The sequence below is a fragment of the Enterobacter sp. JUb54 genome, from assembly GCF_014298075.1.
GTDB lineage: Bacteria > Pseudomonadota > Gammaproteobacteria > Enterobacterales > Enterobacteriaceae > Klebsiella > Klebsiella lignicola.
Genome location: NZ_CP060418.1, coordinates 2,904,522 through 2,923,949, shown reverse-complemented (window position 1 = coordinate 2,923,949; position 19,428 = coordinate 2,904,522). Strand labels below are relative to the sequence as shown.

Here is a 19,428-nt window from a genome sequence, read left to right as displayed (position 1 = left end):
CGACTCCTTACGAAACGATGCGCAGCTGCGGATCCAGCGGGGCGCGTTCACGGGCTGAGGCGGTTTTGCGAAACCACAGATAGCCCCCCAGCATCATGGCCGCGAAAATCAGCGCCAGCAGCGGGTTGTACCAGACCATCGCGACCAGGCAGAGCACCGCCATCGCCAGCGCGAAGGCCGGGGCCCACGGGTAGAGCGGCGCGCGGAACGGACGAATCAGGTTCGGCTCGCTGCGGCGCAGCTTAAACAGCGCCGCCATCGAGGTGATATACATAACAATAGCGCCAAATACCGACATCGTGACGATGCAGGCGGTCAGCGGCATGCCGCTGATGGTGATCAGCGAGTCGGAGAAAATCGCCGCGATGCCGACCACGCCCCCGGCAAGGATCGCCAGATACGGGGTGCGGGTACGGCGGTTGAGGGTGGCGAGACGGGCGGGCAGGTAGCCGGCCCGCGCCAGGGAGTAGATCTGGCGCGAGTAACCCATAATGATGCCGTGGAACGACGCCACCAGGCCAAACAGTCCCAGCCACACCAGCATATGCAGCCAGCCGCTGCTGCTGCCGACCACCATTTTCATCGCCTGCGGCAGCGGGTCGTTGATGTTGGCGAGGGTGCGCCAGTCGCCGACGCCGCCGGCAAACACCATCACCCCGATAGCCAGGACCGTCAGGGTCAGAATGCCGCCGCCGAGGGCGCGCGGAATGGTGCGCTGCGGATCTTTGGCTTCTTCAGCCGCCATCGACGCGCCCTCAATGGCCAGAAAGAACCAGATGGCAAACGGAATCGCGGCAAACATTCCCGGCAGCGCCAGGCCGCTGAAGCTTTCCGCTCCCGCCCAGCCGTTGGCGGTAAAGTTGCTCCATGAGAAGCCCGGCGCGACCACTCCCATAAACACCAGCAGCTCGAAAATCGCCAGCAGGGTGACAATCAGCTCGAAGGTGGCGGCAATCCCGACGCCCAGGATATTCAGCGTCATAAAGACCACGTAGGCGCCGCAGGCCACCCATTTGGGATCCAACGCCGGAAACTGGACGTTAAGATAGGCACCGATCGCCATGGCGATGGCCGGGGGCGCAAAGACGAATTCAATCAGGGTGGCAAACCCGGCGATAAAGCCGCCGGTGGGGCCAAAGGCGCGGTAAGCGTAGGCAAACGGCCCCCCGGCGTGCGGAATGGCGGTGGTCAGTTCGGTAAAACTAAAGATAAAGGCGCAGTACATGGCGGCAATCGCCAGCGCCACAATCATAAAGCCCATTGTCCCGGCCTGGGACCAGCCGTAGCTCCAGCCAAAATATTCGCCGGAGATCACCAGCCCAACGGCTATCCCCCATAAACGGAAACTGCCGAGCGTTCTTTTTAATGTTGTCGTTTGCCCTGTCATATTCGCTGCCTCGCCAGATGAAGAGAGTCATATACCCGTCATACTTCAAGTTGCATGAGCGTTGGCAATACTCGGCCCATCCCTGGGCCTCGCCCTAACGGGCGCAGTAAACTGCGTTCAAATTCGTTCCTGACGAATTTGTCCTCGTTCACCCCAGTCACTTACTTCAGTAAGCTCCCGGGGATTCACTGCGTCGCCGCCTTCCTGCAACTCGAATTATTTAGGGAATAGCGTTGCAAAGAGAATGCCATCTTCCCGGCATGGACTTGCGCGCTCTGGCGTGAGGCGATGCGCAAAAAAGAGGCGGCCTGCACGACGATTGACAACCGTTATGGTGCAGACCGCCTGATGCGCTTAAGGCGAGGGCGCGGGGTTATTCGCTGACGATTGCGCCAGCATCTTTGCGGATTGCCGGGCCGGTTTTCACCTTCAGAGTGAGGCCTTTGGTCTCCAGTTCGGCGTTACGCACCCGGATGCCGTTCTCGGCTTCAATATTGACGTTGGTAAAATGGAAGCCGCTGAGCGGGGCTTCCGGCGTCCCGATGATATAGGCCGCGGCTTTGCTGTTGCCGGTCGAGGTTAAATTTTCGACGGTGATATTGCTAAAGTGCGGCGTTTTATACTGGTCGAACGGCTGTTTTGGATCGCTGTCCGGCGGATAGATCTGTTCGCCGAGGGTAAAACCGCCCGCCTGTAGCTGCTTGTCGACTTCCGCCTGCACAATTGGCGCCGCTTTGTAGTATGCGGAGAACACCAGCGGGACCTCGACGTTATGCATTTTGGTATTGCGGTAAACGATGTTCTTCACCTCGCCGCCTTTGCCGCGCGGGCTCTTAATGCGGATGCCGTACATCGAGCCGTCAAAGGTATTATTTTCCACCACGACGTTATTGACCCCGCCAGAGCTTTCGCTGCCGATGGAGATCCCGCGCCCCTGTTTCAGGGTGTTGTTGGCGATATAGATATTACTCACCACGCCATCAGGGAAGCGCGGGTCAGCTTTCTCTGCTTTGATGGCGATATGGTCGTCGTTGCAGTCGATATAGTTATTGGTAATGCGGATGTTCTGGCTATCAATCGGGTCGATGGCGTCGGTATTCGGCGCATGCCAGGGCGAGAGAATGCGCGTGCCGTTGATATCGACATCGTGGGCGTAGCGGGTCACCACGTGGAAGCTTGGCGAATGGGTCAGGGTCACCCCGTCGATCAGCACATTGTTCGCGCGGGTGATGTAAATCAGCCGCGGTCGGTCGGTGCCGCCTTTCTTGCCGGTGGCGCGGATATTTTCCCGCCAGCGTTCCCACCACACCGCGCCCTGGCCGTCGATGGTGCCTTCGCCGACGATCGCGACGTTTTGCGCATCGGCGATGCTGATAAACGGCAGCCAGCCATTTTCCGCTTCGGCATATTTCGTTTTGTCATCGCCGCGATAGGCCGCGACCTCTGTCGACGCTACCAGGGTGGCGTCTTTTTCCAGCTTGAGCTGAATATGGCTTTTCAGAAACAAAGGGTTAGTCAGATAGTTGCCCTTGGGGACCAGCACGGTTCCTCCGCCTGCGGCGGCGCAGTCATCAATCGCTTTTTGGATGGCCTCGGTATTGAGGGCAATCTGCAGGCGGTGGCCCTCCGCGCCGTAGCGGGTGATATCGCAGACTTTATCGGGAAAGGTCACCTGGCTTGCCGCCTGCGCGGGCACAACCGGCAGGATGCTCGCCGCGGTCACGGCAGCCAACAGAGGAAGAGTACGGCGTTTCATGAATACGTCCTTTTTTTGGTTTTGTGTTTTATAAAATTAGCACTCGCATTTTATTATTAGCCGTACGGCGATCACGATTTACGCTTTGTCGTTAATTTGCCTGAATATTGCGCGTTTTTTTCTGGCGTATGCCCATCAAAAAAGCGCGCTGGCGGCGAGAATGTGCGGGGGGTTTTGCAATTTGGCGTAGGGCAGGGTATAACAAATTCTCTTTGGATGTTTAGATGTCCATACGTTTAGAAGGTAATATGCAAACAACACCACAACAAGGTGGGCAATTAAAGCGCACCATGAAGACCCGCCACCTGATCATGCTGTCATTGGGGGGCGTTATTGGCACAGGGTTATTCTTCAATACCGGCTATATCATCTCCACCACCGGCGCGGCAGGTACGCTGCTGGCCTATCTGATCGGTGCGCTGGTGGTATGGCTGGTGATGCAGTGTCTGGGCGAACTGTCGGTGGCGATGCCGGAGACCGGCGCGTTTCACGTCTACGCCTCACGCTATCTTGGCCCGGCCACCGGGTATACCGTGGCGTGGCTGTACTGGCTTACCTGGACGGTGGCGCTCGGTTCCAGCTTTACCGCCGCCGGATTTTGCATGCAGTACTGGTTCCCGCAGATCCCGGTGTGGATCTGGTGCGTGCTGTTCTGCGTGATTATCTTTGGCCTCAACGTAATTTCTACCCGCTTTTTTGCCGAAGGGGAGTTCTGGTTCTCGCTGGTGAAAGTGATCACGATTATCGCGTTCATTATTCTCGGCGGCGCCGCGATCTTCGGCATTATTCCGATGCAAGATGGCTCGCCGGCTCCCGGCCTGCATAACATTACTGCCGAAGGCTGGTTCCCGCACGGCGGGCTGCCGATCCTGATGACCATGGTGGCGGTGAACTTTGCGTTCTCCGGTACCGAGCTGATTGGCATCGCGGCGGGAGAGACGGAAAATCCGCATAAAGTGATCCCGGTGGCGATTCGCACCACCATCGCCCGGCTGATTATCTTTTTTATCGGCACCGTCTTTGTGCTGGCGGCGCTGATCCCGATGCAGCAGGCCGGGGTGGAAAAAAGCCCGTTCGTGCTGGTGTTTGAAAAAGTCGGGATTCCGTATGCCGCGGATATTTTTAACTTCGTGATCCTGACGGCAATTCTTTCGGCGGCGAACTCCGGGCTGTATGCCTCCGGGCGGATGCTGTGGTCGCTGTCGAATGAGAAAACGCTGCCGGCGTGCTTTGCCAAAGTGAATAAAAACGGCGTCCCGCTGACCGCGCTGTCGGTCAGTATGCTGGGCGGCGTGCTGGCGCTGTTCTCCAGCGTCGTGGCGCCGGATACGGTGTTTGTGGCGCTGTCGGCGATTTCCGGCTTCGCGGTGGTGGCGGTATGGCTGAGCATTTGCGCCTCGCACTTTATGTTCCGCCGTCGTCATCTGCAGCAGGGAAAAGCGCTGAGCGACCTGCACTATCGTGCGCCGTGGTATCCGCTGGTGCCGGTGCTGGGCTTTATTTTGTGCCTGGTGGCCTGCGTTGGCCTGGCGTTTGACCCCAGCCAGAGAATTGCGCTGTGGTGCGGGATCCCGTTCGTGGCGCTGTGCTATGGTGCCTACTATCTGACCCGTTCACGGAAATTGACCCAGGAGCCTCAACATGTCGCAGAATAATCCGTTAACCACCATTCTTGCCAGCCAGCCCTTTGTCCTGCTTGATGGCGCGATGGCAACGGAGCTGGAAGCACGCGGCTGCAATCTGGCCGACAGCCTGTGGTCGGCGAAAGTGCTGCTGGAAAACCCGCAGCTGATCCGCGATGTGCATCTCGATTACTTCCGCGCCGGGGCGCAGGTGGCCATTACCGCCAGCTATCAGGCGACGCCGGCCGGGTTTGCCGCCCGCGGGCTGGATGAGGCGCAGTCGAAAGCGTTGATTAGCCGCAGCGTTGAGCTGGCGCGCAAGGCGCGGGAGGCTTATCTGGCGGAGAACCCGCAGGCCGGCACGTTGCTGGTGGCCGGTTCCGTCGGGCCATACGGCGCGTTCCTGGCGGACGGCTCTGAGTATCGCGGCGACTATGTGCGCAGCCGCGAGGTGTTTCAGGATTTCCATCGCCCGCGCATTGAGGCGCTGCTCGATGCCGGGGCCGATCTGCTGGCCTGCGAAACCCTGCCATCTTTTGCTGAGATCGCAGCGCTGGCGGAGCTGCTGAGCGGCTACCCAAGCGCGCGGGCCTGGTTCTCGTTCACCCTGCGTGATAGCGAACATCTGAGTGACGGAACGCCGCTGCGTGAGGTGATCACTCTGCTGCAGGGCTACCCGCAGGTGGTGGCGGTGGGGATTAACTGCATCGCGCTGGAAAACACCACCGTAGCGCTGGCGCATCTGCAGAGCCTGACTCCGCTGCCGCTGGTGGTGTACCCGAACTCCGGCGAGCATTACGATGCGCAGAGTAAAACCTGGCATCATCATGGCGAAAGCTGCGCCACGCTGCACGATCATCTGCCGCAATGGCTGGCGGCAGGGGCGAAGCTGATTGGCGGCTGCTGCCGGACCACGCCGAAGGATATTGCTGAGCTCCACGCACGGCGCTGAGGTCGCGTCGACTTACCCGACCTGCAGCTACGCGTTGTAGGCCGGGTAAGGCGTCAGCCGCTATGCATCACGCCGCATCGGCTAAGACAAACATCCCGTAGGGGTGGATTTCAAGGTAATAGTGCTCGCCGACGTCCGGTTGCAGACGGGTGGCGTTGACCTGCAATAAGATCTCCTGCCCGTGCCACTCCACCGTCACCTCATACTGCGGCCCCATATACGCCACGTGGCGGATCACGCAGCGCTGGCTCTCCTCGCCGCGATCGCTCAACGTAATGGCTTCCGGACGCACGCCGACGGTACCCGCACCCTGGGCGACAAAATGCCCCGGTCGCGGCAGGCGGTAGCCGTAGATATCGACCGCGTCCTGCTGGAAGGTGGCCGGGAACAGGTTGGCGTCCCCCATAAAGCTCGCCATAAAGCGCGATGCCGGCTGGCGGTAGAGATCCTGCGGCGAGCCCATCTGCATGATATGCCCCTTGTTCATCACCAGCACGGTATCGGAGACCGCAAAGGCTTCGCTCTGATCGTGGGTCACGTACAGCGAGGTGATATCAAACTGCTTTTGCAGCTCGCGGATCTTGTCGCGCATACTACGGCGCAGGTTGGCGTCGAGGTTGCTCAGTGGTTCATCAAATAGCAGCACTTTCGGCTTGAGGATCAGCGCTCGCGCCAGCGCCACACGCTGCTGCTGACCGCCGGAGATCTGATCGACATAGCGGTCTTCGAATCCCTCCAGATCCACCATCGCCAGCGCCTCTTTGACGCGGGTTTTCACTTCGCTGCGCGATACGCCCAGCATTTTCAGGCCATAGCCGACGTTCTCACCCAGCGACATATGCGGGAACAGGGCGTAGGACTGAAAGACCATGCAGATATCACGCTGCTGAATCGAGCGATGGGTCACGTCTTCGCCATCAATGAAAATCTGTCCTTCACTGGGTTTTTCCAGCCCGGCCACCAGACGCAATATGGTGGTTTTCCCGCAGCCGGAAGGGCCGAGCAGGGTCACCATCTGCCCCTGGGGGATCGTCAGATTGATATTGTCGATGACCATGTTGCTGCCGAATCGCTTGGTGACGTTGCGCAGTTCAACGAAATTTTTCTGGCTCATAGTGCGCTCCATTACGCCTGGTTTTTGGCTTTTGAGCGGGAGATGCGTGCTTCCCCGATCAGCCAGTCAAAGATGAAAATAATGGTCAGCATGACCACGATCAGAATCGAACCGTAGGCGATCGCCACCCCATATTCGCCGTCTTCCACCCGGTTGAGGATGTAGGCCGTTGCCACGCGGGTATCCGGCGTGACGAGGAACACGATGGCGCTGACGGTGGTAATGGCGCGCACAAAGCTGTAGATCAGCGCCGAGAGGATCGCCGGGCGCAACAGCGGCAGCAGAATGTGGGTGATGGTGCGTAAGCTCCCGGCGCGCAGGCTGAGGGAGGCTTCATCCAGCGATTTATCGATCTGGCCTAATCCGGCTATCCCGGCGCGGATCCCGACCGGCACGTTACGCATCACCATCGAAATAATCACGATGGCCGCGGTGCCGGTGAGGTACACCGGGGCGCTGTTAAAGGCGAGAATATAGGAGACGCCCGCCACGGTGCCCGGTACCGCGAAGCACAGCATGGTGGTGAATTCGATGGTCTTTTTGCCTTTGAACTGCTGGCGCACCACGATCCAGGCGATCAGCAGGCCGAAGGCGGCGGTGATCGGCGCGGCGATCCCGGCATACAGCAGGGTGTCGAGCAGGGAAGGCCATGCTCCGTCGCTCATTCCCTGGCCAAACAGCTTGATAAAGTTATCCAGCGTCAGGGTGTAATCCACTCCCCAGTTGACGGTAAAGCTGCCGTAGAAAATGCTGCCGTAGAGCAGGGCGTTAAAGGCGATCCACACCGCCAGAATGGCGATCACGCTCCATACCAGGGTAACCGGCAGCGGCTGAACGTCGCCCCGGTAGGACTTACCCGATACCGTGACGTAAGAGCGCTTACCGATCCACATATACTGGATGCAGAACACCAGCAGCGAGAACAGCAGCAGGAAGGCGCCGAGGGTGCTGGCGGCCTGATAATCGAGCTGCGAGCCGGTAATGTAGAAGTAGATCTGCGTGGCCAGCACGTCAAAGTTACCGCCGAGCACCAGCGGGTTACTGAAGTCGGCTAGCGACTGGACAATCACGATCAGGAAGGCATTCGCCAGCGCCGGTTTTAGCAGCGGGACAAACACACCGTTAAAGGTTTGCCAGCGGCTGGCGCGCAGGGTGTACGACGCTTCTTCCAACGAGGGGTGAATGGTTTTGATCGCCCCGTCCAGGATCATAAAGGCCATGGGGGTGAAGGCCAGCACCTGCGCCAGCCAGATGCCGGTAAAGCCGTACAGCCAGTTGGTGTTGGTCAGGCCGAACCACTCGACCATAAACTCGGTGACGTAGCCGGAGCGGCCCATCATCAGCGTGACGCCCAGGCCGACGACGAACGGCGGGGTGACGATCGGCAGAATCGAGAAGATGCGGCCAATAATGGCGCTCCGCTGGGCGATGCGGGTGGTGTAAATCGCCAGCACCAGGCCAAAGAAGGTGCAGCCGACGCCGACCGCCATCGACAGGGCGATGGAGTTGAGGATCACCTGGACAATATGCGCCTGCGACAGCACGGCCATAAACGCCAGCGGGGCAAACTCGCCCGCCTCGTTGGTGAACATCGGGATGAAAATAGCGATGCTTGGCCAGACGATAAACACGCCAATTAACGCCACGATGGTGACCAGAGAGCCAATCACGAAGCGATCGCCGCCCAGCCATTCGAGGCGCGTCAGGGCCGTGGTCATAATGGCGCCCAGCGCGACAAACAGGACGATGGTGGCGTAACCCAGGCCACGCCCGGCAACGGTGGCGCTGATGACGATAAACGCCATGCACAACAGCGCCCAGCCGGCATCGAGGTAGTGACGGCTGCGCTGTTCGCGCCTGGCCTCATGGAACGGACGGATCAGCAGCAGGCTCGGCAGCAGATACCACAGCCAGCTGACCGTGAACTGTGACCAGCCGTAGGCCGCGAGAATTTCATCGCTCGTGGACTCCAGCAGACCGTAATCCAGGCTCCAGCTCGGCAGCAGGGCAAACGCCAGCCAGCCGAGCAAAACCCAAAGGAATATCGCATCCCGTTTTTTCACGGGATGGAGTGCAAGTGTGTGTGACATAGCGGTTCCGGTAAGGTTGGCCGGGTAAGGCGCTGACGCATCACCCGGCAAATGAACGCAATGCGGGTTTATTTACCCATCTTCACTTCGCTAACCCACTTATTGATCAACGCTTTACGAACATCGGTAGAACCGTATTTGTCCATGTCGTAGTTGATAAGCTTCAGGTCATCGAGCTTCAGTGAGTTTGGCGAGGTTTCGGCGCTGGTGTTGGTCAGGATCTGATAGGACTTGCCTTTCTTCCATGCCAGCTCCTGGGCCTCTTTCGACAGCACCCAGTCAACAAACAGTTTGGCGTTGTCGAGGTTGCGCGCGCCTTTCAGAATGCTGATGCCGCCAATTTCATAACCGGTGCCTTCGCACGGGGCAATCAGCTCCAGCGGGGCGCCCTGTTCTTTTTCCAGCGAATAGTCGTGCAGGAAGCCGATGCCGATGGCCGTTTCACCGCGGGCGGCGTTGCGTGCCGGGGCAATGCCGGATTTGGTGTACTGAGAGACGTTGGCGTTGAGCTGCTTCAGGTAATCAAAGGCCTGATCTTCCCCCCACAACTGGGCGAAGGTCGCCAGCGCGGTGTAGGCGGTGCCGGAGCTTTGCGGATCGGCAATCTGAATCTCGCCTTTGTATTCCGGTTTGGTCAGATCCTTCCAGCATTTCGGTACCGGCAGGTTTTTCTCTTTCAGGCGCTCGGTGTTGACGCCGAAGCCGAGAATACCGACGTACACCGCCGAGGAGTAGTTACCTTTCAGCTTCGCCGGATCGCGAAACTGTTCCATTACCTGCGCGAGATTAGGCGATTTATAGGGTTGCAGCAGACCCATTTCACCGGCCTGAGACTGCGGGTCAAGGGTGCCGCCGTACCAGACGTCCGCCTGCGGGTTTTTCTTCTCGGCATCGACCTTCGCCAGGGTACTGCCGGATCCGTTGCGGATGAATGACGTTTTCACGTCATATTTTTCACCGAAGGCTTTGGTTTCAGCTTCACACATTTCGTTGGTGGCGCTGCAGTAGACCACCAGGCGGCCTTTGGCATGTGCCGCGCCGCTCAGGGTGGCCAGCGCAATGCCGGAAGCTATCAGGGTAGTGACCAGAGTTTTTTTCATTGTTTTATCCTTTGACCAGAAGCGGGGGTCATGCCGGCCATCAGCAGCGGCATCAGCAATAGCCCCATAAGTACCGCCGCGACCGAGAGCGAACTGAACATCCCGGGCCAGCCGTAGCGTTCAATAACCAGTGACAGCGGCCAACCTGCCAGCGCCGCGCCCAGATAGGCGAACAGGCCGAGAAAACCGCTGATCGACCCCGCCGCCGCTTTGTGTCCGGCTTCCACCGCCGCGAGGCCAATCAGCATTTGCGGGCCAAAAACGAAGAAGCCCACGGTGAAGAAACAGATCGCCAGCAGGGCGTAGTGATGCACCGGGGCGAGCCACAGGGCGGCGACGGACACCATCAGCCCGAGCGTAAACAGTAAAATCATCGGCGCCCGCTGGCCGCTGAACAACAGATCCGAACCCCATCCGGCAAACAGCGCGCCGAGCAAACCGCCGGCTTCGAACAGCATCACCGTGGCATTGGCGCTGAGCAGGTTGACGCCGTGGCTCTCCGTCAGCCAGATGTTGCCCCAGTCGTTGAGCGCGATGCGGATCAAATAGACCAGCACATACGAGACGCCCAGCAGCCAGAGCATCGGGTTGTTGAGCATCGTGGTGCGCCACATTTCCCACAGCCCCATTGGCGGACTTTGCTGCTCCTGACGCAGCTCTAACGGGTCGTTACGCCAGTTGCCGACCGACGGCAATCCCTCTTCCTGTGGCGTGCCTTTGAGCTGGAGCATCAGCCACAGGCCCGCGGCCATGCCGATGGTTCCGGGGGCCAGCATCGCCGCCTGCCAGCCCCACCAGTGGGCGGCGAAGGCGCTAATCAGCGGGATAATCGCCCCGCCGATGTTGATCGACATATTCCAGCACCCCCACCAGAAGCCGCGTTCATTGCGCGAATACCAGTGGGTCAGCAGTCGGGCACAGGGCGGCCAGCCCCAGCCCTGGAAAAAACCGTTCAGCGTCCAGACCGCCAGCAGCAGCGTCAGCGATTCGCCGAAGGCAAACACCACGTTCAATAGGCCGGTGGCGAACAGCCCGATGCCCATAAACCAGCGCTGCCCGTGGCTGTCGTGCCACAGTCCGGCGGTAAATTTCGACAGCCCGTAGGTCAGATAAAACAGCGACCCCAGCAGGCCGATATCGCCTTTATCCAGACCGAGATCCGTTTGTAACGCCGGAAGCACGTAGTTGACGCTTTTGCGCGTCAGATAAAACGCTGCATACCCGATGACCATGCACATCAGCAGCCGTGGACGAAGCGCCCGATAGCGTTGGTTGATCTCGCGTGTTGTGCCTGAGTGCATGGCCGCCTCCGTTGGGCTGACTATAAGAAAGGGACGACGAAAGGGGATGAGATAAAGTCCGGAGTCGCTAAGACTTTTTCCTGGTCAGGTGCCGCTTTGTTGCAAATTTGTGGGCAGGTTAACAATTACCCGCGTGCCGTGCTGCGATTCCAGGGTCAGCGCTCCGCCGAGGGCGCTGACGCGTTCGCGCATCCCCTGGATGCCAAACCCGGCTATTTTGTCAGGGCTGATACCGACGCCGTTATCCTTCACTTCCAGGCGTAACGTCCCACCCTGCTGAAGCAGGGTAATCGTCACCTCGCTGGCGGCGGCATGTTTGCAGATGTTATTCAGCAGCTCCTGCAGCAGCCGGTAGAGGGTAAAGCGCAGCGTTTCGCTGTCCGGCGTGGCGGTCAGGCGGTAGTCAAACTGACAGCGGATGCCGCGTTCGGCAAACGCGCAGTCGTTGAGCAGGTGCAGCAGCGCCTCCCTGAACGACAGCTCGTCAAGGGCCGGTGGGCGCAACTGGCGCAGCAGCTGGCGCGTGGAGTGATGGATCCGCCGGGCGAGATCGTTTATCTGGCTGGCTGCGGCCTGGGTTTGCGCCGGATCCTGCGAGCGCTTAACCAGTTGAGACTGAATCTGAATGGCGGTGATGTTCTGCCCGATCTCATCGTGCAGCTCACGCGCCAGGCTTTTGCGGGTGTCCTCTTCGGTGTGGATCAGCTTTTCGGTCAGCGCCCGCCGTGCGGCCAGTTCGGCTTCCAGCCGCTGGCGGTAGTGGTGCAGATTCTGCGCCAGGTGCTGCTGGCGGCTGATGGCGATGCCCAGCCCGATCCCGAGCAGCGCCTGGGTTGCCAGAAAAATCTCCAGTTCAACCAGATTGCTGAACCCGACGCCAACCTGGCGGGCAATGGTGATCATCATGCTGCCCAGCAGGCCGGAGAGCACGCCGCCCTGCCAGCCAAACTTCCAGGCCATCACCACGTTGGGGAGAAACACCACAATCAGCAACAGTCGCTCAATTTCCGGCGACAACACCATCTGGGTGCCGATGCCGATGATAAAGAACAGGCTGCACCAGATAATCAGCGAGGTGCGGAGCGGTGGATTGCTGGTATCCAGCCCCAGCAGGTGGTAGCGGTGCTGCTGGCGTAAAAATTCAAAGATCAGGTAGACGAACGGCGTCAGCAACACGCCGCCGGTAAACGCGGCCAGCCCGAGCAGCATCGCCGGGCTTTCCACCAGCGGCGACATCAGGGCGGTGTTGAGTAACGCCGCGGCGGTCACCGTGGCCAACAGCAGCGTCAGCCGCTGCCAGTACAGGGGAAAACGGTGCCAGAAAGTCTGGGCGAGGCGAGCGGGTAGCAGATTAATCAACGGGCTGGCCAGCAGGGCATAGCCGCTCAGCAACTGTTCGCTGTGCAGCCACAGCAGCATCGCCATGGGCGGCAGCATCAGGGCCGGCCAGTAGCGGCGGGAGAGGAGGATCAGCAGCGCCAGATAGACTCCGTGCGGCAGGAACAGCGCCGCCTGCTGGCCGTTGTGGGTCAAATAGAATCCCAGCGTCCACAGCATCAGCCAGCCGCTTCCCCAGGCCAGCACGATGAACAGCGAGATCACCCAATAACGCAGATTGCGCGACATTAATGGCCGGTCAGCAGCTGGTGATCGAGAGCAAAATGGACCAGGTCTATCGTGCTCTGGCACTGCAACTTGCCCAGCACGTTCGCGCGATGCACGTGCACGGTTTTATGGCTAAGCTCGAGGCGGTAGGCTATCTCCTTGACGCTATCGCCTTTCACCAGCAGATCAAACACTTCGCGTTCACGTGGCGTGAGGATGTCCAGCACCGGCGACGGCTGTTGCCCGCCGCGCAACGCCCGCAGCGCATCGGCGCACAGGTAGTGGCCACCCAGCCCGACGGAGCGCACCGCCTGCACCAGCTCTTCCGGCCCGCAGCGCTTGGTTAAATAGCCGCTGGCGCCGGCATCTAACGCGCTCTGCACAAAGGTCGGGGTGTCGTAGATGCTCAGGATGATGGCGCGGAAGTCGGGTTTCTGGGCGCGCAGGCGTTTCAGCAGGCTCAGGCCGTTTTCGTCCGGCATGGCGATATCGATCACTGCCACGTTGATGTCATCGCGCAGCAGGGCTGGCCATGCCTGCGCCGCGCAGCTGTACTGGCCCGCAACTTCAAGGCCTTCTTCGAGGCTGAGCAATTGCGCAAAGCCGGAGCGCACCACCACATGATCGTCAACCAGCACCACTCGAATCATGTTTCTTCTCTCTTAGCAGATCATGGCGCCTATGATGCCTGCCGCCGCTGCGCTGGCAATCATCCAGGCGCAGTTATGCAATGAATGTAACAAAATCGCAATACACGTCATCCTTCAGGCGGCCTGTTTGCCGCCTGTCGGCATCTTGAAATCCATTGGGGATATAAGCATTGCCGCTTTTTTTCTAAAAACGCTTTGTTCTTAACAAGAATTTTTAATTACTTCATCAAACACATCAGGCCGGAAATACTGCACTCATAACATACACGTCCCTAAATAATTCGAGTTGTAGCCAACGCACATGCGGCTCGAAGTATGACGGGAGATGAGGACAGCAGACACTATGGCACTAACATCGCGCATCACACTTATTACCGCCCTGGCGCTTGCGGCATTCCAGGCCCAGGCGGTCAACGTTACCGTGGCCTATCAGACCTCTGCTGAACCGGCGAAAGTCGCGCAGGCGGATAACACCTTTGCGAAAACCAGCGGCGCAACCGTCGACTGGCGCAAATTCGATAGCGGGTCGAGCATCGTCCGCGCGCTGGCCTCCGGCGATGTGCAAATCGGTAACCTCGGTTCCAGCCCGCTGGCGGTGGCCGCCAGCCAGCAGGTGCCGATTGAAGTGTTCCTGCTGGCGTCGAAGCTCGGCAATTCCGAAGCGCTGGTGGTGAAAAAGAGCATCACCAAACCCGAAGATCTGATCGGCAAACGCATCGCGGTGCCGTTTATCTCCACCACCCACTACAGCCTGCTGTCGGCGCTGAAACACTGGGGCATTAAGCCGGGTCAGGTGCAGATCATCAATCTGCAGCCGCCGGCGATTATTGCCGCCTGGCAGCGTGGCGATATTGACGGGGCCTACGTCTGGGCGCCGGCGGTAAACGAGCTGGAAAAAGAGGGCACCGTGTTGACCGATTCGTCGCAGGTGGGCGAGTGGGGCGCGCCGACGCTGGACGTCTGGGTGGTACGCAAAGATTTTGCCGAGCAGCACCCGGACATCGTGAAAGCCTTTGCGAAGAGCGCGATCGAGGCCCAGCAAGCGTACATCGCCAATCCGGAGCAGTGGCTGAAGCAGCCGGATAACATCAGCAAACTGGCGCGCCTGAGCGGCGTCCCGGATGCCGATGTCCCGGGGCTGGTGAAAGGTAATACCTACCTGACCGCCGCCCAGCAGGCGCAGGCGCTGAATGGCCCGGTAAACGAGGCGATTGTCGATACTGCGAAGTTCCTCAAAGAGCAGGGCAAGGTGCCGGCGGCCGGCAGCGACTACCGCCAGTACGTCACCGACCGTTTTGTGAAGTAACAGGAGGCTTTGATGCTGCAAATCTCGCACCTCTCTGCCGACTACGCGGGTAAACCGGCGCTGGCAGATATCAACCTGACGCTGGACAGCGGCGAACTGCTGGTGGTCCTCGGGCCATCCGGCTGTGGCAAAACCACGCTGCTGAACCTGATTGCCGGATTTGTGCCTTATCAGCACGGCAGCATCACCCTCGAAGGAAAACGGGTTGACGGACCGGGCGCCGAGCGCGGCGTGGTGTTTCAACATGAAGGGCTGCTGCCGTGGCGTAACGTGCAGGATAACGTTGCCCTCGGACTACAGCTGGCAGGCGTCGACAAAGCCGTGCGCCGGGAGACGGCGGCGCGGATGCTGAAAAAAGTCGGGCTGGAAGGGGCGGGGAAACGCTTTATCTGGCAACTCTCAGGCGGCCAGCGTCAGCGGGTCGGCATTGCCAGAGCGCTGGCGGCGAACCCGCAGTTGCTGCTGCTTGATGAGCCGTTTGGCGCGCTGGACGCTTTCACCCGTGAGCAGATGCAAACCCTGCTGCTCAGCCTGTGGCATGAGACCGGAAAACAGGTGCTGCTGATCACTCACGATATCGAAGAGGCGGTATTTATGGCCACCGAGCTGGTGCTGCTGTCGCCGGGGCCGGGGCGGGTGCTGGAGCGTTTGCCGCTCAATTTTGGTCGCCGTTTTGTTGCCGGGGAGTCCTGCCGCAGCATCAAATCCGACCCGCTGTTTATCGAACAGCGTGAATACGTCCTGAGCCGGGTATTTGAACAACGGGAGGCCTTCTCATGAGCGTCGTGATCAATGACAAACCGCGCCCGCGGGCGTTGAAGTGGCGCTGGCCGCTCTCCCGTCAGCTGACGTTGAGTTTTTCGACGCTGGCGGTGCTGCTGGCGGCCTGGTGGGCCGTGACCGCCATTGGGCTGATTAGCCCGCTGTTTCTTCCGCCGCCGGAGCAGGTATTTCGCAAGCTGCTGGTGATTGCCGGGCCGCAGGGCTTTATGGATGCCACGCTGTGGCAGCATCTGGCGGCAAGCCTGACGCGGATCGTGATCGCCCTCGCGGCGGCGACGATCGTGGGCGTTCCGGTGGGGATCGCGATGGGGCTGAATCCGACGGTGCACGGGATCCTCGATCCGTTAATTGAGCTGTATCGTCCGGTGCCGCCGCTGGCGTGGCTGCCGCTGGTGATCATCTGGTTTGGGATCGGCGAAACGCCAAAAATATTACTGATCTATCTCGCGATTTTCGCCCCGGTGGTGATGGCGACGCTGGCGGGGGTGAAAAGCGCCCAGCCGGTACGTATTCGCGCGGCGCAATCCTTAGGCGCCAGCCGGGCGCAGGTGTTGTGGCTGGTGATCCTGCCTGGCGCGTTGCCGGAAATCCTGACCGGGCTGCGTATCGGGCTGGGGGTGGGCTGGTCAACGTTGGTGGCCGCGGAGCTGATTGCCGCCACCCGCGGTTTAGGTTTTATGGTGCAATCCGCCGGTGAATTCCTCGCGACCGATGTGGTGCTGGCCGGCATTGCGGTGATTGCGATTATCGCGTTTCTGTTAGAACTGGGACTGCGCGCATTACAGCGCCGACTGACGCCCTGGCATGGAGAAATACAATGAGTGAACGTCTGAGCATTACCCCGCTGGGGCCGTACATTGGCGCGCAAGTTACCGGTGCCGATCTGACTCGTCCGCTGAACGATAACCAGTTTGAACAGCTGTATCATGCGGTGCTGCGTCACCAGGTGGTGTTCCTGCGCGGGCAGCACATCACCCCGCAGCAGCAGCGCGACCTGGCGTTGCGCTTTGGCGATCTGCATATTCATCCGGTGTATCCGCATGCGCCAGGAGTCGATGAGATCATTGTGCTCGATACCCATGACGATAATCCGCCGGATAACGATAACTGGCACACCGATGTGACGTTTATTGAGACGCCGCCCGCCGGGGCGATTCTGGCGGCGAAGGAGCTGCCGGTGACCGGTGGCGATACGCTGTGGACCAGCGGCGTGGCGGCCTATGAGGCGCTTTCGGCGCCTTTTCGTCAGTTGCTCAGCGGACTGCGGGCGGAACATGATTTCCGTAAATCGTTCCAGGAGTATAAATACCGCAACACCGAGGCGGAGCATCAGCGCTGGCTGGAGGCGGTGAGCAAGAATCCGCCGCTGCTGCACCCGGTGGTGCGTACCCATCCGGTGACCGGCAAGCAGGCACTGTTCGTGAACGAAGGATTCACCACCCGCATTGTCGACGTGACGGAAAAAGAGAGCGAGGCGCTGTTAAGCTTCCTGTTTGCCCACATTACGAAGCCGGAATTTCAGGTGCGCTGGCGCTGGCAGCCTGACGATGTGGCCATCTGGGATAACCGGGTGACGCAACACTACGCCAATGCCGACTATCTGCCGCAGCGGCGCATCATGCACCGGGCGACCATCCTTGGTGATAAACCCTATTACCGGGCTACGAGTTCAGCATGACCCTGTAGCCCGGACAGGCGGCTGGCACCATTCCCGGTGGCGCTGCGCTGACCGGGCTACGGCCCTGCGCGACGTTGTGCCTTGTAGCCCGGACAGGCGCGTCGCGCCGCCTCCGGGGTCAGCGTGATGTTGTGGCCTTGTAGCCCGGACAGGCGCAACGCGCCGCCTCCGGGAAAAGAGCCGTTACGCCGACTTTTGCGAGTCCAGATGCGCGCCAATATAGCGCTGATAGCGATTCGCTTTCAGATAGGTCAAATCCACCAGCACCAGACCATCGACGCAGTTGTTGAAATCCGGGTCGCTGCCGAAATCGATAAACTGCACGCCGCCCGGTTCGCAGACCTCGGAGTACTGTTTATACAGCGGCGGAATGGCGCAGCCGAGATTGCCCAGCAGCGACTTCAGCCTCGTCAGATCCTCGTTATAATCTTCGCCGCCAAACTGCGCCAGCACGTCGGGCAGCGAGGCAGGATAAGGACGACGAGACTCCGCCAGCGGATGCATGGCCGGGAACCACAGGCGATAGAAGGCCACCAGCAGATCGCGTGCCGCAGGCGGCAGACCGCCGGAAATAGAGACCGGGCCAAACAAATACCGGTAGTGCGGGTAGCGCGCCAGATAGGCCCCGATACCGGACCACAGGTAATCAAGCCCGCGGCGTCCCCAGTAACGCGGTTGGATAAAGCTGCGCCCCAGTTCGATACCATGAGTGAGGATATCCTCCATCCTTGCATCGTAATGAAACAGGCTGTAGCTGTAGATCCCTTCCAGCCCGCGCTTTTCCCGCTGCTGGCCGGTGGGCATAAAACGGTAGGCACCGACGATCTCCAGGTCTTCTTCATCCCACAAAATCAGATGCAGATAATCGTCGTCATACCCGTCGACGTCGCGTCGTTTACCGCTGCCTTCACCGACCGCACGAAAGGCGATTTCTCGCAGGCGGCCCAGCTCGCGTAGCAGTGGCGCATCCTCCTGCTCCTGACGCTGCCACAGATAGATCATTTTGCCGTCCGCCGTGCGCCCCAGGCATTCGGCCTGGCTGAGCTCACGCTTGAGCAGCGCGCGGTCTTCCGGTCGCGCAATCGCGCTTTCGGTTTTAAACACGCCCGGCAGGCCTTTACCCAGCCGTTCGACGTGGCGATAGCAGCGATCCGCCAGTTCACGGGGCGAGGCCTGCGGCTGATACCAGGAAGACCAGGCCACTTGTTGGCCGATGGCGATCGGCAGGCTGCTGTTGCGGCGACGGAACATCTGCTGCATCAGCAGCAACATCGGCAGGTTGTCGGAGAGCAGCGTGCTGGCGTAAAACAGCGCGCTGTTATGGGCGCGGATCGAGACCGGAAGCAGCGGGGCGCGGTATTTGGTGGCCAGCTTGATAAAGCCGGGGTGCCATTTTTTATCGCGAATGCCCCGACGCGTCAGACGCGACACTTCGCCCGCCGGGAAGAAGATCAGCACGCCGCCGTTCTGGAGCTGGTGATCCATCTGCTGCAAGGCGGCTTTGGCGGTGCGCCCGTTGATGTTGTCGACGGGAATAAACAGCGAGCTGAGCGGCTCCAGATGGCTTAACAGGCGGTTGGTGACGACTTTGACATCGCGACGCACTCGGGAGACGGCATAGAGTAGCGCGAGGCCATCAAGCGTGCCGGTGGGATGGTTTGAGACGATCACCAGCGGGCCGTGTTCGGGGATTTGTTCCAGATCGTGCGCCGGGATGGCGCAGCGGATATTGAGATGTTCGAGCACCTGTTCGACCGTATCAAGTCCTTTCAGGTGGCGATGGCGAGCGGCAAATTGTTGAAACTCGTCTTCATGCAGTAATTTTTTGAGTAGTTTTTTTTGCCAGGGGGCAGGCCTCGCCTGAGGCCACAGGTCGTCGAGTACATTGTCGAGACTAAACATAGCGCTTCCTCCTCCGTCCTGCCCAGACAGTAGAAGGTGCAAGTGTCGCTCAGATTACAGTTGGGTGAACATTACGTATCGCGGTGTGCAGGTATGTTCCCGGATGGCGGTGCAGGCACCTTATCCGGGCTACAGTGCACAAGTATGTAGTCCCGGTCAGCGCAGCGCCACCGGGGGAGATG

Annotated in this window: 15 protein-coding genes; 6 read left to right on the top strand and 9 right to left on the bottom strand. The window is 59.9% G+C overall.

Annotated features, from left to right (window positions below; genetic code table 11):
- Positions 1-7 precede the first annotated feature (7 nt).
- Positions 8-1,387, bottom strand: a complete 1,380-nt coding sequence (eat, locus tag HF679_RS13455) for an ethanolamine permease (RefSeq protein ID WP_123755616.1) — start codon at positions 1,385-1,387, stop codon at positions 8-10.
- A gap of 373 nt (positions 1,388-1,760) precedes the next feature.
- A complete protein-coding gene (locus HF679_RS13450; protein ID WP_123755617.1) occupies positions 1,761-3,143 on the bottom strand; it encodes a glycoside hydrolase family 28 protein in 1,383 nt (460 codons plus the stop codon).
- Positions 3,144-3,391: 248 nt separating this feature from the next.
- Here HF679_RS13450 and mmuP point away from each other — a divergent pair, with 248 nt between their 5' ends.
- Both mmuP and mmuM read left to right on the top strand, forming a co-directional pair.
- Positions 3,392-4,798, top strand: coding sequence for an S-methylmethionine permease (gene mmuP, locus HF679_RS13445; RefSeq protein ID WP_123755618.1), 1,407 nt, complete (start codon positions 3,392-3,394; stop codon positions 4,796-4,798).
- Positions 4,785-5,717, top strand: a complete 933-nt coding sequence (mmuM, locus tag HF679_RS13440) for a homocysteine S-methyltransferase (RefSeq protein WP_187042121.1) — start codon at positions 4,785-4,787, stop codon at positions 5,715-5,717. Before mmuP ends, mmuM begins: the two co-directional genes overlap by 14 nt.
- Positions 5,718-5,784: 67 nt before the next feature.
- Here mmuM and fbpC read toward each other — a convergent pair whose 3' ends face one another.
- From fbpC to HF679_RS13410, 6 genes are all read right to left on the bottom strand, one after another.
- A complete protein-coding gene (gene fbpC / locus HF679_RS13435) occupies positions 5,785-6,831 on the bottom strand; it encodes a ferric ABC transporter ATP-binding protein (RefSeq protein ID WP_123755620.1) in 1,047 nt (348 codons plus the stop codon).
- A gap of 11 nt (positions 6,832-6,842) precedes the next feature.
- Complete coding sequence (locus tag HF679_RS13430) at positions 6,843-8,921, bottom strand: ABC transporter permease (RefSeq protein WP_123755621.1); 2,079 nt, start codon at positions 8,919-8,921, stop codon at positions 6,843-6,845.
- Between the two features lie 68 nt (positions 8,922-8,989).
- A complete protein-coding gene (locus HF679_RS13425; RefSeq protein ID WP_123755622.1) occupies positions 8,990-10,021 on the bottom strand; it encodes an ABC transporter substrate-binding protein in 1,032 nt (343 codons plus the stop codon).
- A complete protein-coding gene (uhpC, locus tag HF679_RS13420) occupies positions 10,018-11,322 on the bottom strand; it encodes an MFS transporter family glucose-6-phosphate receptor UhpC (RefSeq protein WP_123755623.1) in 1,305 nt (434 codons plus the stop codon). The genes HF679_RS13425 and uhpC overlap by 4 nt, the downstream gene beginning before the upstream one ends.
- Before the next feature lie 84 nt (positions 11,323-11,406).
- The gene (locus HF679_RS13415; RefSeq protein WP_123755624.1) at positions 11,407-12,948 is read right to left on the bottom strand and encodes an MASE1 domain-containing protein; all 1,542 of its coding nucleotides are present in this window, start codon (positions 12,946-12,948) and stop codon (positions 11,407-11,409) included.
- Positions 12,948-13,577 carry a response regulator transcription factor gene (locus tag HF679_RS13410; protein ID WP_123755625.1) on the bottom strand — a complete coding sequence of 210 codons (630 nt, stop codon included), beginning with the start codon at positions 13,575-13,577 and terminating at the stop codon, positions 12,948-12,950. The genes HF679_RS13415 and HF679_RS13410 overlap by 1 nt, the downstream gene beginning before the upstream one ends.
- Positions 13,578-13,920: 343 nt before the next feature.
- Between HF679_RS13410 and tauA the strand changes: the two genes are divergently transcribed.
- From tauA to tauD, 4 genes are read left to right on the top strand one after another with little or no spacing between them, the layout of a single operon-like run.
- Positions 13,921-14,883 (top strand): taurine ABC transporter substrate-binding protein, encoded by a 963-nt coding sequence (tauA, locus tag HF679_RS13405; protein WP_154143562.1) that lies wholly within the window; start codon positions 13,921-13,923, stop codon positions 14,881-14,883.
- A gap of 12 nt (positions 14,884-14,895) precedes the next feature.
- Positions 14,896-15,663, top strand: a complete 768-nt coding sequence (gene tauB / locus HF679_RS13400) for a taurine ABC transporter ATP-binding subunit (protein ID WP_123755627.1) — start codon at positions 14,896-14,898, stop codon at positions 15,661-15,663.
- On the top strand, positions 15,660-16,487 hold the full coding sequence (gene tauC / locus HF679_RS13395; protein WP_123755628.1) for a taurine ABC transporter permease TauC: 828 nt from the start codon (positions 15,660-15,662) through the stop codon (positions 16,485-16,487). Before tauB ends, tauC begins: the two co-directional genes overlap by 4 nt.
- The gene (gene tauD, locus HF679_RS13390) at positions 16,484-17,344 is read left to right on the top strand and encodes a taurine dioxygenase (protein ID WP_123755629.1); all 861 of its coding nucleotides are present in this window, start codon (positions 16,484-16,486) and stop codon (positions 17,342-17,344) included. The genes tauC and tauD overlap by 4 nt, the downstream gene beginning before the upstream one ends.
- A gap of 183 nt (positions 17,345-17,527) precedes the next feature.
- On the opposite strand, the gene HF679_RS13385 is transcribed toward tauD, so the two are convergent.
- Positions 17,528-19,246 (bottom strand): lysophospholipid acyltransferase family protein, encoded by a 1,719-nt coding sequence (locus tag HF679_RS13385; protein ID WP_123755630.1) that lies wholly within the window; start codon positions 19,244-19,246, stop codon positions 17,528-17,530.
- Positions 19,247-19,428 lie beyond the last annotated feature (182 nt).

Coding starts and splice junctions, on each gene's coding strand:
- HF679_RS13425 (WP_123755622.1), bottom strand. CDS start 10,021: ATGAAAAAAACTCTGGTCACTACCCTGATAGCTTCCGGCATTGCGCTG.
- tauD (WP_123755629.1), top strand. CDS start 16,484: ATGAGTGAACGTCTGAGCATTACCCCGCTGGGGCCGTACATTGGCGCG.
- mmuM (WP_187042121.1), top strand. CDS start 4,785: ATGTCGCAGAATAATCCGTTAACCACCATTCTTGCCAGCCAGCCCTTT.
- HF679_RS13450 (WP_123755617.1), bottom strand. CDS start 3,143: ATGAAACGCCGTACTCTTCCTCTGTTGGCTGCCGTGACCGCGGCGAGC.
- eat (WP_123755616.1), bottom strand. CDS start 1,387: ATGACAGGGCAAACGACAACATTAAAAAGAACGCTCGGCAGTTTCCGT.
- uhpC (WP_123755623.1), bottom strand. CDS start 11,322: ATGCACTCAGGCACAACACGCGAGATCAACCAACGCTATCGGGCGCTT.
- tauB (WP_123755627.1), top strand. CDS start 14,896: ATGCTGCAAATCTCGCACCTCTCTGCCGACTACGCGGGTAAACCGGCG.
- tauA (WP_154143562.1), top strand. CDS start 13,921: ATGGCACTAACATCGCGCATCACACTTATTACCGCCCTGGCGCTTGCG.
- fbpC (WP_123755620.1), bottom strand. CDS start 6,831: ATGAGCCAGAAAAATTTCGTTGAACTGCGCAACGTCACCAAGCGATTC.
- mmuP (WP_123755618.1), top strand. CDS start 3,392: ATGCAAACAACACCACAACAAGGTGGGCAATTAAAGCGCACCATGAAG.
- HF679_RS13415 (WP_123755624.1), bottom strand. CDS start 12,948: ATGTCGCGCAATCTGCGTTATTGGGTGATCTCGCTGTTCATCGTGCTG.
- tauC (WP_123755628.1), top strand. CDS start 15,660: ATGAGCGTCGTGATCAATGACAAACCGCGCCCGCGGGCGTTGAAGTGG.
- HF679_RS13385 (WP_123755630.1), bottom strand. CDS start 19,246: ATGTTTAGTCTCGACAATGTACTCGACGACCTGTGGCCTCAGGCGAGG.
- HF679_RS13410 (WP_123755625.1), bottom strand. CDS start 13,577: ATGATTCGAGTGGTGCTGGTTGACGATCATGTGGTGGTGCGCTCCGGC.
- HF679_RS13430 (WP_123755621.1), bottom strand. CDS start 8,921: ATGTCACACACACTTGCACTCCATCCCGTGAAAAAACGGGATGCGATA.